The sequence below is a fragment of the Nostoc mirabile CHAB5784 genome (assembly GCF_020829645.1).
GTDB lineage: Bacteria > Cyanobacteriota > Cyanobacteriia > Cyanobacteriales > Nostocaceae > Nostoc > Nostoc mirabile.
In genome coordinates this window covers 1-14,135 of the sequence record NZ_JAIVFS010000147.1, presented here as the reverse complement: position 1 = coordinate 14,135, position 14,135 = coordinate 1, and the positions used below count along the sequence as shown (strand labels likewise).

Genomic DNA, 14,135 nt, shown 5'->3' with positions numbered 1-14,135 from the left:
TAACTCCACCACGTAAAGAAGCATCTGTTGCTGTTTAATACCTTAGATTATTCATACTTTTGCTAAGTCTCTGATTAACTCAGCCCTGCTGGGTCATTTTGTATAGCTTAGTCTAAACTCCAGTCCCTAACACCCCACCCCCAACCCCTAAGAGCTCTTCGGGAGGGGAGCGTAAGTTTACTCAAATGCGGGGTAGGGTTCTTTATTTTTGATTTATGCAAGAGGTCTGTTTATTTTCGTGCTATTCGTACTCAGTTATTTCATAAAACTAAAAATATTGGATGTGAGTTTAATAAGAGTCGCAAGGATAAAACTTGCCGTATCCGATCTTAGTGAGATAGCTGTGATATATGAAAAAAGCTATGTACTGGTTAATGGGTGAAAAAGCAGGAAGAACCATAGTTGGTACTTGGAATTGGCTATGGGGAATGCCTGTTGAATCTGGTGGTAAGGTGGCTGTAGCCGTAGCTGAAGAATCACTGCAATCAATGCAAGAATCGGTACAAAAGCTAGCTCAAGCTGTTGCTATGCAAGAAGGTTCTTACAAAACAGCCAAAAATAAATACGAGACAAAAGTTAAAGAATTACGGACTTTGGAGCAGCAAGCAAATATTGCCCAGCGCAGTGGTAATCCAGAGGCAGCAAGGATGGCAATGGCTAAGGCAATTCAAACAGAGCAGATTTTGCCCAAATTAGAGGAAATGGTCAAGCAAGCTGAAACATCTGTGAATGCTTCCAAAGACAAGCTGAACCGTGAGCGTATGAAGCTAGAAACCTACAAAGCCGATATGCAAAATATGAAAGATATGTCAGAGGTGAATGAAGCACTAGCGATGATTGCCAAAGTCAATAATGAATTTGATATTGGTTCGGCGAAAAGTGACTTTGAAAAAGCTAAAAGTGCAGTTGAGCGCCGAAATTTACAGACAGGTGCTTTAGCTGAAATCTCTGAAAATCCAACTGAAAAACTCCAGGCTGAAATAGAACGCATGACTGTAGATGATGAAGTTTCTCGTCGTTTGCAAATGTTAAGTGAATCGAGTCTTGAAAAACTACCAGAGTAAAAAGTTATGAGTCAAAAAAGCGCTCCTCCTCCAATTGTTTTTATCCTGATTTTTCTAGCTTTAATCGGTGGTGGTTACTGGTTCTTTGTAGTCAGACCAGGTAATGTTACCCCTCCAGTTAACACACCCTCTGCTGGTAATTCGACTTTTTCGCCCCCAAGTTCAGTACCAAGCGGTACTACTGTGAGAATAGACGGTTCTACGAGCATGGTGACAATTAACCAAAATCTCAAAAGAGCTTTTGAGAGGCAGTTTCCTGGTACAAATGTTGTCACTAGTGCTAATGGTTCTCAAAATGGGATCGCGGATCTAGTAGCAGGTAGAGTAGATATTGCGGCGGTATCGCGATCGCTAACTGCACAAGAACAAAGTCAGGGATTGATGGCGGTATCTGTGACAAAAGATGCGATCGCGCTTGTGGTTGGCAAAGCAAATCCTTTTAATCAAGGATTAACCAGCACCCAAGTAGCAGATATTTTTCAGGGCAAAATTAACAACTGGTCAGCCGTAGGTGGTAACAGTGGAACTATCCGAGTCATTAATCGACCGGCAATTAGTGGAACGCATCAAGCATTTCAGGAAATGGTGTTGAAGGGAGCTAATTTTGGCACAACATCAAACATTGCAACACTACCACGAGATGCGACAACTCCTCTACTCCAAGCTTTAGGAACTGATGGCATCGGCTATGCAACCTTTGCACAGGTTGCCAATCAACAAACAGTGCAATTTATTCCAATTGATGGATTGACTCCTGATGCAAGTGGTTATCCCTACCAACGGCAACTGTTTTATGTCTATAAAAACCCTGCTAGCCCTGGAGTTCAAGCTTTCTTAGGCTATGCAACTTCGCCTCAAGGGCAGCAAGCTATGATACTGGAGAATTAATTAATCTAGAGGACAATTAACGATAATTGTAGGTTGGGTTGAGGAACGAAACCCAACATTTCTTTTCGGTGGTTTGTTGGGTTTCACTTCGTTCAACCCAACCTACGCAGTTTATGGTTTTTGACTAACGTAGTAAATTTTTAATATATAAGCCTCACTTGATGAGGTTTTGATTCTCAGTATTCTTTTAAAACTTAAGCCAAACTGCTATGGAATGTTTAAGTAAAATTTATATCTTCACTAGTAAATTTACAGTTGAATCTGGCAACAAATCTTAAATATATTTATTAAGTAGCCGTATTTTGCATTTACTAAAATAAGGCGAATACATAAATAGGGATGTATAACCAAAGGAGAATCTCATGAGCGAACAAGAAAATAAAAAACCAAAACGAGAATGTCCAGTGCCGAAAGAGATACGAGAAACTATTAAAGATGCTGCTGAAATAGTTGACAAGCACAAACAAGTTGCTAAAAAGCTATACCCATTCAACTGAAGTTATAATTAAACATAACTCTTGTGGTGCGGGCATCTTGCCCGCCTTCTATATGCCAATTAAATGTGCTAGAGCTTATACCTACGGTCTGGACTTAATTAACCCTCTTTAATCACTCTGAAGATAAAAGAATCTAGGCTAATAATTTTAAGGATTGTTATTACCAAGATATTTGGCTTTTAACTCTTCTAATTCTTCATCTATTTTGTTTGTACTAGAAGGCCCAGATGTGGGCTTTGGTGGTTGTATTTTATTTGGTTGAGGTTTGTTGCTACCCAAAAATTGGGTTTTCATTTCCTCTAGTTCTTGATCAATTTGACTAGGAGATGGTGATACAAATGTGGGTGGATAATTGGGTGGCGATTGAAAGATAGCTTTTGGTGCAATCGCTGGCGTGGCTGCTACTTGCGACTGTTGATTTAAATCTTTGAGAACTTCATCTACTGTTTGATAACGCCGAATTGGAATACTTTCTAACATCTTGTTGAGAATGCGGCTAAACTGATTACTGACGGGAGTTTTCAAGTATTGCTGCCAAACCCAAGTATCGTTGTTGGTATCATAAGAATCGAAGGGCGATCGCTGGGTTAATAAATTAATACAAGTAGCACCCAAGCTGTAAATATCGCTGGCGAAAATAGCCCTACCTCTCATTTGTTCAGGAGCAACATATTCTGGACTACCAATACTTGTACCAGTTTTATTTAAGGCAGTACCAGTGGCAGATTTAGCAGCACCAAAATCTACTAAAACTAGATCCCCCCAACCCCCCTTGTTAAGGGGGGCAACATTTTCTTCCCCCTTTTTCAAGGGGGGACTGAGGGGGGATCGACGAATAATATTTTCTGGTTTAATATCGCGGTGAATTACGTGTCTAGCGTGACAAAATTGCAAAACTGACAATAAATCATTTAATAGTTGCCGGATTTGTATTTCATTGAAAGCACCTCTATGTGCTAATTCCTGAGCTAAGTTTTGCCCGTCGATAAATTCTTGTACAAGATACTGCCGGTCTTCTTGGGTAAAATATGCCAGTAGTTCAGGAATTTGGGGATGTTTGCCCAATTCATCTAACTGCACCGCTTCTTGGTTAAATAACTCTACGGCTTTGGCAAGAGTGTTAGTGCCTTGAGATTGGGGATAAAATTGCTTAATTACGCAGCGTGGTTTTGAAGGTTTATCTTCATCCACAGCTAAGAAGGTTTTGCCAAAACCACCTTGTCCGATTGGTTTTATAGCACGGTAACGTTCTTTGAGGAGTAACTTGGAACCGCAAGTCCGGCAAAACTTGACATCATTAGGATTTTCAGGCTTGGGACAATGGGGATTAAGGCAGTAGCTCATACAGGCGATCGCTCTTATATCTCTTTATTTTACTGGCGTTGAGGGTGGGGACTTCCGCGAATGGGTTAAACTATGAGCGATGTCTACGACGAGCTACGCCTACCCACTACTAACTAGTACAGCGCTGCGGAAATCAAGCTACCATTTTAAAACTTGCAAAAGCCTTGATATACAAAGATGCGTGACTTTTGAGAGCCAGTTGCTAAAGAGCGGGAACGCTAAGAGCGAACAAGTCGGCAGAGCCGCAAGGGCGCACTGGCTCCTTTTGACTTCCGCCTTGCGGTACTACCTCATACCTTCCATAACTGGATGGAAGTAGAAGGCGAACCCCAACACTGTATAGGCAGCTAATAATAAAGTGCCTTCCAGCCAATTGGACTTCCCATCAGAACTAATACTGTTCGCAATCAACACTGACACAACCACAGCTACTAATTCAAAGGGTTTGAAATCCAAATCCATTGGTTTACCTAATACCCGCCCTGCTATCACCAACACAGGTGCAACAAATAGGGCAATCTGCATACTTGATCCCACAGCTACCGAAAGGGAAAGATCCATCTTATTTTTCATCGCTACGGTGACTGCTGTGGCGTGTTCAGCCGCGTTACCGACGATGGGAACCAAAATTACCCCTGTAAACAGCGCCGTCAAACCTAGCTCAGATGTGGCCACTTCCAGAGAATCGACCAACATTTCTGATTCAATTGCCACTAGTAAGGTACATACTAGCAGTACGCCAACCCACAACATCATATTTGGTTTAGCATGAGGGGTTTCCTCTTCTTCTGTCTCTGCTACACCCACATCATATAGATAGGAGTGGGTTTTCATTGAAAATAGCAGTGTTAGGGCATAAACCAGAATTAACACCACAGCAACAGCAATAGAAAAATTTTGCAGTGTTTCTTGATTAATTCCTTGAGAGGTATAATTCATCGCCGTTGGCATCAAAATGGCAATCACTGCCAAATTCATCGAAGCAGCATTTACCCGCGCCACAATTGGCTGAAATGTCTGTTCTTTGTAGCGTAGTCCCCCCAAAAGCATGGAAAAACCCATCACCAGTAATAAGTTGCTAATAATTGATCCCGTGATACTGGCTTTGACTACATCTATTAATCCAGCATTCAACGCTACTAAGGCGATAATTAGTTCCGTAGCATTGCCAAAGGTGGCGTTCAACAAACCCCCCAATGATGGCCCCACTACAACAGCAATTTCTTCTGTGGCTGTACCCATCCAAGCTGCTAAGGGCAGAATTGCTAATCCAGCTGTAATGAAAACTATCAATTCTCCCCACTCCAGAAAGTGGGCTGCTAGGGAAACTGGGATAAATAGTAATAAAACCAGAAGAATAATGTTTTTAGTTGACATTTGTTGTCTTGGGTTGAGGGTATCCTACGGAGTTATGAGTTAGGAGTTATGAGTTATGAGTTATGAGTTATGAGTTATGAGTTATCAGTAAAACTTCTAATCACTCTTCACTCTTCACTTCTAACTCCTCACTCCTCACTCCTCACTTTTAACTCAGCACTCCCATAGGATACTCTCAACCACCTGTAGAGCAATTCAGAAATTGTACTGTTTTCAGTTCACAACTGTGTATGTAAAATAAGATTGCGATATAATGAGTTTTTGTAATCTTTTGTTGCAAAAGTATGAATGTGAGCCAAAATTTTACATCAAAAATGGGGTTTAATTATTAAAAGACAATTAAAATTTTGATTAGCGCCCAAGAAGAAAAAACCCCTAACTCAGGCTTTGTTCAATGGCTAATTACTTTAAGCCTTCAGGGAAAGGGCTGTGCGAGAATGCAGATTTCCCAATACAATAAAACAGCTTTGTCAAAATTTAGTTGGATTCTATAGTTGTCGTTTATACCGGATTTTGTGTAAAAACTATTGTAGAAAGGTTTACGCACAATGTTTTCGGTGCAACTGCAAGTTTTTTGTTTTGGATAAATATACATGACTTCTGCTGCTGAAATGCCAGCTAGCTCTGGCTCAACGTTAACATTACATTCAGATCCAAATAACACAAAAGAAACCGATCCCCTGAGAAAGGCTAATGGTGTTTATGTGACGGTGCATGGTCATTTTTACCAGCCACCAAGGGAAAACCCTTATCTGGACGCAATTGAACGCCAACCGAGCGCTGCACCGAGCCATGACTGGAATGAGCGGATTCATTGGGAATGCTATCGTCCAAATGCCTTTGCCAGAGTCTTAAATGACCAAGGCGAAGTGGTGGGGATCGTCAACAATTATGAGTATTTCAGTTTTAATATCGGGCCAACGCTGATGTCGTGGCTAGAACGCTACGATGTGGAGGTTTATCAGCGCATTTTAGAGGCGGATGCCAAGAGTAGCGATCGCTTGCATGGTCACGGTAATGCGATCGCGCAAGTATACAATCACATCATCATGCCTCTGGCGAATGAACGCGACAAATATACCCAAATTCGCTGGGGTAAAGAAGACTTCCGCTCCCGCTTTGGACGCGATCCCGAAGGCATGTGGCTAGCAGAAACTGCTGTAGACTACGCAACCTTAGAAGCCCTAGTTGCTGAGGGTATTCGCTTCATTGTCCTTGCACCATCTCAAGCACTGCGTTGCCGTCCCCTCCCCACTCCAGATCATCCCCATCCTGAATGGATCGAAGTCGGCGGTAGTCAGATTGATTCTACGCGTCCCTACCGTTGTTATTTGAAGCCCACATTAGATACTTCATCTTCACCTCTGAGTGCGATCAATGAGGGGAGTAGGGAATTGGGAGTAGGGAATGGTGATACTAACCACTCCCCACTCCCTAGTACAGACGCGATTAATCGCGTCTCTCGCCCCTACATTGATATCTTCTTCTACGATGGCCCGATATCGCGGGATATGGGTTTTAGTGATGTCGTTTATAATTCCAGTCACTTTGCCGGACGTATCGGTTCGGCGGTGCGTGGGGATCATCGTCTAGCACAGTTGATTTCTGTGGCGACAGATGGGGAAACCTTCGGACATCACAAAAAGGGAACTGAGAAAACTTTAGCCTACGCCTTTACCAAAGAGTTTCCCCAACAGGGTTGGACAGTAACGAACTTCGCCCACTACCTGAGCTTAAATTCTCCCAGTTGGGAAGTGGAATTGAAGTCAGTCACAGCCTGGAGTTGCGCCCACGGTGTCGGCAGATGGGAAGATAACTGTGGTTGCGGTGGGGAAGGTGGTGTTTGGCATCAGAAATGGCGTCGTCCCTTGCGGGATTCCCTAAATTGGCTGCGGGATCAGCTAACTGAGGTGTATGCAGAACATGGTAGACAGTTATTTCGTGATCCCTGGCTAGCACGAGATGAATATATCCAAGTAATGCGCGATCGCTCTGCTACCAATGTCAACCGTTTCCTCGCCCGTCATCAAACCCACAAACTAACCGCAGCAGAACAAGTAGACGCTTTGCGCTTGTTAGAAATGCAGCGTCACGCTTTGTTGATGTTCACTAGTTGTGGTTGGTTTTTTGAAGAAATTTCCCGTCCAGAGGGGACACAAATTCTGCGCTATGCCGCCCGTGCTTTGGAATTGGCAGGCGATGTGGCTGGTGTGCAGTTAGAAAAAGGCTTCGTCAAACGTCTTGGTTTAGCCCCCAGTAATGTGGATCAGTTCAAACATGGTGCGGAAATTTATCGGCAACTCGTGTTAACTGCCCAGCTTGGCTTTAAGCAAGTAGCAGCCCATTACGCTATTACTTCCCTATTTACCAATCAGAAACCAGCAGAGGCGCACAATTCCCTACCGAAAAAAGATGCTGCTGACAAACAATCTCAGCGTTACCACAAAAAGGTTTATTGCTATGCTGCCAATGAGCTAGATTACCAACTGCAACGCATGGGATCGCTAACTCTGGCTATAGGAAATTTAAAGCTGGTATCAGAGATTACTTGGGAAAGTGAGCATTTGATATTTGCGGTTCTGCATTTGGGAGGCTGGGATTTCCACTGCTGCATTCAACAATTTACTGGGCGGCGTAACTACAGCCAATTAAAAGAAAAGCTGTTTGGGGCGCTAAAACAAGCTAGCGCGGCTCATACCATCTTGGCGATGACACAGCTATTTGGCGAAGAAGCTTTCAACTTACAGAATCTATTTGCTGAAGAACGCCACCGGATTATGCGGCTGCTTAGTGAGGAAACACTGACACGTTTAGGACAGTTGTATACCCAAGCATACCGTGATAATTATGGTGTGCTGATGGCGTTTCATCGAGATGAAATAGCAGTACCGCAAGAATTGCAGGTTGCAGCAGATATTGCTTTAGGGCATCGCTGTCTGATGACATTGCGATCGCTTGAGCAAGATATCGCTGATCCCCAAAAGAGTTGGAGTCACATCTTAGAATTGGAGGCGATCGCTACTGAAGCAAAACATCTGCGTTGTCGGCTGAATATTCCCGACGGTAAGCAAATGTTAGAACAGTTAATTGCGCGATCGCTTTGGCAATTGTTGCACGATGCCAATGGTAGTTTTAATGCAGATATCCAACTATTGGAACGATTGATTGATGTCGGGGATCAACTAAATATAGATGTTTCCCTACAGCGATCGCAGGAACTATACTTTAGTTGTCTGCACAGTCAGATAGCGCCGGTGTGTATCACTAGCCTTGATAATGAAGCAGATAATCAGTGTCTTCAGTTGCTCAAGTTGGGCAAAAAGTTAGCCGTTGATGTCAGTATGATCTCAAGTCAGTTGGGATAGATGTAGTAGGGTAGCACAGCTGTGTTACCCTACCGTGTGGTCTATTTATGAAAATTGCTGTAATTCAGTTGGGGTAAAAATATCGCACAGAGAGAAGGGGAAAATTTTCCCCTTTTGTTTTTAAGTTATATCTTGCACCTGCCTATCCCGCCTGAGAATAAATTCTCAGGCTAATAGTGCAAGTCCACTAAGCGTGGACTACAACCCTTACCATCGGTGAGAGTTTAAGATAATCTTACTTTTGTCAATTAGAAATTATGCTTAAAATTTGGCAAAAGGCGAGGTATTAAATTAACTTTTGTACTGAAATTATGTGTTAAGAATAAATGATGCGTATCAAGATGACGCGTAGGCGTAGCCCGCCGTAGGCATCGCCCGATTAAAAATTCTGTTTCTAACCCCGATTTTGGCAATATTTTAAGTACTATTCCTTATTGACAAATGGTATTTGACCTTAACCTCTCACGAATGAACCCTTACTCAGTCTTCTAAAGAAGACTTTAGCTATAAGCCTCAGAATTCATTCTGAGGCAGTCGTCGGGACTGATGCAAGTTCTGAGTTAACATTTTGAGGGGTCTAATTCCCTCGCTTCTAACAAGCGACAAGTTTTGCGGTGGGGTTAAAATCCCCATTACAAAACTTAATTACGAATTACGTTAGCGCAGCGTTAGCGAAGCGGTAGCGTTCGCGTAGCGTCTCGTAGAGAGCAACGAGCGTCCGTAGGAGCGTCATTACGAATTACAAATTATTTTGATTTCCTTTATTTAATCTGAGAGCGATCGCAATGGTAGGGATAAAGCCACTCACACCTGAAGAGTCCGTGGGTACGTTTCTCAAAAAAGGTTCCTGCATGGCGTCCAGGTGATATATCGATCCCAGCTTTCGTTTTAATCTCATATAGCCAGGGAAAGGCTACTACTAAAATAGCTATGACAGCGAAGAGGTAGAGAATCGTAGTTCTAATATTGAGAAATCTTAGGGAATTGCTATTGTGATTTTGAGGCATAGATAATCAGAAACTAATAGCTCATCCGATCCTAACCTAAAGCTGAAAATATCGCCGGAATCGGGGATCAATATTATCTGTTTTCTGCTGATTACAGGTTAAACAGAGGGTTTATAAATTGCTGATATCATGTTGACCGCTACGGGCGAGGGGAATAATATGGTCGATACTAAGATTAGTTTCTATAGTAATTTTACCGCAGCTTTGACATTGATATTTGTCACGTTGAAAAACATAATTCTTTACTTCCGGCGGGATACGAATACGGGGAGTTTTGCTCATTTTATTTCTAGTTGCTAAGAAATTCTTCCAAGCTGGGTACATCTATCCAACTTGCTTTTTGATGAGATTCATGGGATAAATCCATCAACAACTGAGAATAAATTCCTTCTTGCAGCGATGGTATAATTTCCTGATTGCGATCAATTCCCTGCAACCATTGGTCTACTACGCGGATAAATGCCGAAATGCGACCATCAGCATAATTTTTCGGAAAAATTAACCGATTTGGTATTTCTATTTCCGTTAGAGGTTTACCTGGCTGAGAACCCCAAACACGAAAACCATGTATATAATCTTTTTGATTTTCACTACCCACAATTAATGTACCGCGATCGCCATATACTTCTACCCAATGGGTTCTTGGTGCATGAACAACCGCACTGATAGAAAGTTGACAAGGTGTACCATTCGCTAATTCCAGCGTTAATATACAGTTGTCATCTGTATCCACTGGTTTTGAATCCCCACTAACAGGGTCAACTCGTGTAGGAATAGCAGTAGTTAAATGGGCGTTTAATCTACGGACTGGCCCGAATAACCAGTGAATATAATCGAAGGCGTGGGAACCCAAAGATCCCAATGCACCGCCTCCTTTCTCCTTATCAGAATACCAATTCCAAGGGCGTGAAGTATCAGCACGAGAAGAACCCAACCAATCAATTTTAATTAGGCGCAACTTACCCACATAATCTTCTGACAATAATTCAGCAAATAACTGCCATCCTGGTACAAAGCGAAATTCAAAATCTACAGTCGCAATCACACCTTTTGCTTTAGCTAAGTGATAAAGTTCTTTAGCCTCAACTGCATTTAAAGTTGTCGGTTTTTCCAATAACAAATGTTTCTCAGCTTGCAATACTGTTTTTGCCATTTCATAGTGCAAAAAAGGCGGCGTCGAGATGCTAACTGCTTGCACTTCTGGTAATGCCACAATATCTGTAAGTGAGTCGGAGGCGTGGGGGATATTATGGGATTCTGCTATAGCTTTAGCTTTATTTATATCTCGATGATAAACAGCAACTACCTCAGTGCGAGGATGTGCTTGGAATCCAGGGATGTGTACCTTTTGACCAAATCCAGTGCCTGCGATCGCAATCCCAATCATATCATCATTTACTCCTATACTTATATAATTTCCTATTTATTTAATAATATCATTTTGTCTATCATATCTAATATATCCGAGTCTTTACTTACATCAAACTTTCTAGCGAATAATTTTTCTGATTGCCTGATTTTTTCAAAATCCTGTTTCTCTAAAATTTTTGGATGATAGGCATTAGCATCAGCCCAATCTATATATCTCATGTGATCGTTAACTACCTTATCTTTAAAAGGTGAATTTAAAATAAGTGTTTGAAAAAATAACTCATCTGTACAAAACGTGTAATTAAAGCGCTTAACAAACTTGGGGTTTTGCTTTAAAAAAATGTTTATCCATTTTACACATTCTCCTGTTAAACACCAAAATTGAGAACCTCCATAAATAGCAAAGCCTTCAGGAAGTTTACGTTTTTTAGCTAGAAATAAAATAAAAAATGAATATAATAAAGATGCAATAGGAGATTGAAATTTTTGTTTTTCGGGAATACAAAAATATTTATCATTCCAACGGATGTGCCAATACTCTATTCTTCTTAAGCCGCCGCCTCTCCATTTACTACAAGGTAGTGGGAAATGTTCTATAAATTCTTTCCCTTGATTGTTTTGTAGAAACATCTTGATATATGCATTTGATTTTATCAAATAGTCTTGCCCTGATAAATTTATAACATAATCAAAGTTAAGACCTGTTTCTACTATTGAATTTATACCTTCTAAAGTAGCTCTTACAATATCAAAACTTCCCCATCCTGAATTATATCTCTTGAGGAAAAATACATTCGGTAACTCCTGAAGTTGAGTAAATATTTGATGATATATTGTGCTATCTGCTTTTTTATCTATGTGTATAAAAAATGAAACATCATCTTTATTCAATTTAGAAATAAGACGCCGCAATTGTTCAGGATAATTATGTGCTAAAATTATATATGCTATTCTCATAAAAATTATGTTGTAATATAAATAAATTTGTTTCCTTCCCTTCCCTTCCCTATTGTAATTGTCTATAAAAAAGCCAAATAAGAGCTTAAAACCTGAGTATTCCTCTGTCATATAGTAATCCTATCTGAGTTGTGGAAATTACTTTTTAATCGAACCACAGAGGCGCAGAGAACACAGAGAGAAGAATCAACAGAAATTTTCACAAATGATTTAGGATTGCTATAGTATTCGGAAAGAGGTTCTATTTCCCAGACTATACCTTTTTCTGGCAGCAGCGCAATTTCTAAACTTTGAGGACTTGATCAATTTGAGCGATGTCTACGACGGGCTATTCGGCGTCGCAATCTGAAAACAGCCTGACAGTTTATACTGAGTACTGGCACAAGCAAGCGTCTTTTGGGATACCCAATAGCAAGGTTCATATAGAACTTACGCACAAGAGATCCGCTCTATGTTGTAAACTTAATAACACTAACGGATTTTCAATATGCGAGTTCAAATAACTGTAGTTGCGATCGCAGTAATGTTAGTGGGTGGGAAAAATCTAGAGGCCCTTGCAGACTTGCAATCTTCTACTCAGGATGGGTCTAGTAGTATTGTCTCGCCAGAAGCTACGATCCATATAGGAGAGTATGCCAAATATGGTGATTATATAGGAGTCACTTCAGGAGATAACCAAACTCTTGAATTTTCGCAAAAAGTTGTTAAAGACATCCAAATTCGTTTTATTAATGACAAAGGTGAGTTGCTTGATGACAAAGGTCAGCCAATCAAAGGGCGGACTCAGACAGATTTTATCATTGGTTTGCTGAGACTCAAACCTGGTCAGGTATTCCATGAAGATTTACTTCAAGCAGACTTGCAACGATTGAGGAGATTAGAGTCATTTAATCAAGTAAATGTTAATCGAGAAGAAGATGTTTCTAGCATTAATATCATTTATAAAATCAAAGAGCGTGGCTTCCCTTCTCTAATCTTAGGAGGCGGAAATAACGATGATGTTGGGCTATACGGTCGAGTAGGTTACAAAGATGCAAATATTAGCGGTATTAACGATAAATTAGATACAACTGTGCAGTTCAGCAGTGAAGATATCCAGTTTAATGGTCAATTCACTAGTCTTTATCGTCCTGGAGAACCAAACCGCTTAGGCTATAGCATTAGAGGTTTTCGTAGTCGAAATATATCGGGAACCTTCAATGAAGATATCAGATTGTCTAACGGCAACAAAGTGCGCGAGGGAAGGTTTGGGGGTTCTGTGGGACTTTTAGGAGCTTTTGATGAGTGGGATACATCAGTGGCTCTCAACTATACCCGGATTAGCCTACGCGATCAAGAATATAACGTTGCACAGGTCGATAGATTAGGGAGTCCTCTATCTGTGAGCGGTACTGGCATTGATGACTTATTTACAGTATCATTTGCTGTATCTAGAGATCAACGCGATCGCAAAGACAATCCGACTCAAGGATCAATCCTTACCCTCAGCACAGAACAAGCGATACCCATTGGATTGGGTAATATTTCCAGCAACCGTCTACAGGGAGACTATATTCAATATTTACCAGTCAGTTGGATAGGGAATGGTAGACTAACCGACAATCCAGAAATGTTGGCGATTAATTTACAAATTGGTACGACTATTGGAGACTTTCCCCCAGCTGATGCCTTTAATATTGGTGGGCTAGATTCTGTCAGAGGTTACGGTTATGGTAAAGTTGCCAGTGGCCGCAGTTATGGTTTAGCTTCGGTTGAATATCGTTTTCCAATTTTACAGTCAATCGGAGGAGTTCTCTTTACTGACCTCGCCTCAGATTTCGGTTCTAGCGAAACCGTGCTAGGAGAACCAGGAGTGCTGCGAGACAAACCTGGAAGTGGCTTTGGTTACGGCTTAGGATTGCGAGTCAAGTCATCCTTTGGGCTGATTCGAGGCGACTTAGGTATTAGCGACCAAGGAGAAGTTAGATTTGAAGTTACCACAGGTCAGCGATTTTAATCCCATTAGTTTTTACTCTGCGTTCCTACCCTGCAAGAAGGCGTTCGCGTAGCGTCTCGTAGAGAAGCGCCTATGCGTTAAGGGACTTCCAGAAAATAAATTATCCAATTTACTCAGATAATATTTTTCTTTCTCCCCCTGCTAACTGGAGTTTAGACTAAGCTATACAAAATGACCCAGCAGGGCTGAGTTAATCAGAGACTTAGCAAAAGTATGAATAATCTAAGGTATTAAACAGCAACAGATGCTTCTTTACGTGGTGGAGTTAC

General features: G+C 41.3%; 10 protein-coding genes and 1 pseudogene. 5 read left to right on the top strand and 6 right to left on the bottom strand.

All coding sequences use genetic code 11. The features are described from left to right. Window positions 1–350 precede the first annotated feature (350 nt). From LC653_RS40640 to LC653_RS46580, 3 genes are all read left to right on the top strand, one after another. On the top strand, window positions 351–1,064 hold the full coding sequence (locus LC653_RS40640; RefSeq protein ID WP_229483768.1) for a PspA/IM30 family protein: 714 nt from the start codon (window positions 351–353) through the stop codon (window positions 1,062–1,064). Window positions 1,065–1,070: 6 nt separating this feature from the next. Next, window positions 1,071–1,952, top strand: coding sequence for a phosphate ABC transporter substrate-binding protein (locus LC653_RS40635; RefSeq protein ID WP_229500978.1), 882 nt, complete (start codon window positions 1,071–1,073; stop codon window positions 1,950–1,952). 362 nt (window positions 1,953–2,314) lie between these two features. After that, window positions 2,315–2,449 (top strand): hypothetical protein, encoded by a 135-nt coding sequence (locus LC653_RS46580; protein WP_267923404.1) that lies wholly within the window; start codon window positions 2,315–2,317, stop codon window positions 2,447–2,449. Between the two features lie 147 nt (window positions 2,450–2,596). On the opposite strand, the gene LC653_RS40630 is transcribed toward LC653_RS46580, so the two are convergent. Next, window positions 2,597–3,793, bottom strand: a complete 1,197-nt coding sequence (locus LC653_RS40630) for a serine/threonine-protein kinase (protein ID WP_229500977.1) — start codon at window positions 3,791–3,793, stop codon at window positions 2,597–2,599. Window positions 3,794–4,078: 285 nt separating this feature from the next. Continuing rightward, window positions 4,079–5,170: a calcium/proton exchanger gene (gene cax, locus LC653_RS40625; RefSeq protein ID WP_229500976.1), complete on the bottom strand. Its 1,092-nt coding sequence runs from the start codon at window positions 5,168–5,170 to the stop codon at window positions 4,079–4,081. 593 nt (window positions 5,171–5,763) lie between these two features. Here cax and LC653_RS40620 point away from each other — a divergent pair. Beyond that, complete coding sequence (locus LC653_RS40620) at window positions 5,764–8,535, top strand: DUF3536 domain-containing protein (RefSeq protein ID WP_229500975.1); 2,772 nt, start codon at window positions 5,764–5,766, stop codon at window positions 8,533–8,535. 761 nt (window positions 8,536–9,296) lie between these two features. Here the strand turns inward: LC653_RS40620 and LC653_RS47675 are convergent. From LC653_RS47675 to LC653_RS40600, 4 genes and pseudogenes are all read right to left on the bottom strand, one after another. Continuing rightward, complete coding sequence (locus tag LC653_RS47675; RefSeq protein WP_229500974.1) at window positions 9,297–9,542, bottom strand: hypothetical protein; 246 nt, start codon at window positions 9,540–9,542, stop codon at window positions 9,297–9,299. 36 nt (window positions 9,543–9,578) lie between these two features. Further along, window positions 9,579–9,824 (bottom strand): annotated as a pseudogene (locus LC653_RS40610) (HNH endonuclease). Between the two features lie 7 nt (window positions 9,825–9,831). After that, complete coding sequence (locus LC653_RS40605) at window positions 9,832–10,929, bottom strand: Gfo/Idh/MocA family protein (RefSeq protein ID WP_229500973.1); 1,098 nt, start codon at window positions 10,927–10,929, stop codon at window positions 9,832–9,834. Between the two features lie 32 nt (window positions 10,930–10,961). Then, the gene (locus LC653_RS40600; protein ID WP_229500972.1) at window positions 10,962–11,981 is read right to left on the bottom strand and encodes a beta-1,6-N-acetylglucosaminyltransferase; all 1,020 of its coding nucleotides are present in this window, start codon (window positions 11,979–11,981) and stop codon (window positions 10,962–10,964) included. A gap of 376 nt (window positions 11,982–12,357) precedes the next feature. On the opposite strand from LC653_RS40600, the gene LC653_RS40595 reads away from it, so the two are divergent. After that, window positions 12,358–13,866: a BamA/TamA family outer membrane protein gene (locus LC653_RS40595; protein WP_229500971.1), complete on the top strand. Its 1,509-nt coding sequence runs from the start codon at window positions 12,358–12,360 to the stop codon at window positions 13,864–13,866. Window positions 13,867–14,135 lie beyond the last annotated feature (269 nt).

Bases quoted from the DNA above. Each gene is read 5' to 3' on its own strand.
- LC653_RS40640 (WP_229483768.1), top strand. From the start codon at position 351: ATGAAAAAAGCTATGTACTGGTTAATGGGTGAAAAAGCAGGAAGAACC.
- LC653_RS40635 (WP_229500978.1), top strand. From the start codon at position 1,071: ATGAGTCAAAAAAGCGCTCCTCCTCCAATTGTTTTTATCCTGATTTTT.
- LC653_RS46580 (WP_267923404.1), top strand. From the start codon at position 2,315: ATGAGCGAACAAGAAAATAAAAAACCAAAACGAGAATGTCCAGTGCCG.
- LC653_RS40630 (WP_229500977.1), bottom strand. From the start codon at position 3,793: ATGAGCTACTGCCTTAATCCCCATTGTCCCAAGCCTGAAAATCCTAAT.
- cax (WP_229500976.1), bottom strand. From the start codon at position 5,170: ATGTCAACTAAAAACATTATTCTTCTGGTTTTATTACTATTTATCCCA.
- LC653_RS40620 (WP_229500975.1), top strand. From the start codon at position 5,764: ATGACTTCTGCTGCTGAAATGCCAGCTAGCTCTGGCTCAACGTTAACA.
- LC653_RS47675 (WP_229500974.1), bottom strand. From the start codon at position 9,542: ATGCCTCAAAATCACAATAGCAATTCCCTAAGATTTCTCAATATTAGA.
- LC653_RS40605 (WP_229500973.1), bottom strand. From the start codon at position 10,929: ATGATTGGGATTGCGATCGCAGGCACTGGATTTGGTCAAAAGGTACAC.
- LC653_RS40600 (WP_229500972.1), bottom strand. From the start codon at position 11,981: ATGACAGAGGAATACTCAGGTTTTAAGCTCTTATTTGGCTTTTTTATA.
- LC653_RS40595 (WP_229500971.1), top strand. From the start codon at position 12,358: ATGCGAGTTCAAATAACTGTAGTTGCGATCGCAGTAATGTTAGTGGGT.